This window comes from Cobetia sp. SIMBA_158 (assembly GCF_046566945.1).
In the GTDB taxonomy this organism is placed as follows: Bacteria; Pseudomonadota; Gammaproteobacteria; order Pseudomonadales; family Halomonadaceae; genus Cobetia; species Cobetia amphilecti.
Genome location: NZ_JAWJYL010000208.1, coordinates 1 through 291, shown reverse-complemented (window position 1 = coordinate 291; position 291 = coordinate 1). Strand labels below are relative to the sequence as shown.

The window sequence follows — 291 nt, the reverse complement described above, 5'->3', positions numbered from 1 at the left end:
CCGTTGGATGGTTATGCGTTTCTACTTTCATTAATATTTCAATGTCTTCTTGATGATACGCATATTCACCTTGCGCATTCGGGAAGAAGCGACCCGCTTTTGAGCCCTTCATTACTGCCGCGTTATCTTTATACGCCGACAATACATTTTCAGGGAGTTCCTGTTTCCAGTTTACCAGCACTTCAATAAACTCTGGGCCTATACCACAGCAACCCCCAATAATAGTTGCACCCAGAGCGTGCCACTTCTTTGCAAAGCCTAGGTATTCTGAAGGGGAAATATCACGATACG

Annotated in this window: 1 protein-coding gene; it reads right to left on the bottom strand. The window is 44.7% G+C overall.

Annotation, left to right across the window (positions count from 1 at the left end; translation table 11 throughout):
• Positions 1-291 (bottom strand): homocysteine S-methyltransferase family protein (locus R2R70_RS19655; RefSeq protein ID WP_410978845.1); only part of this gene is annotated, 291 nt, incomplete at both ends.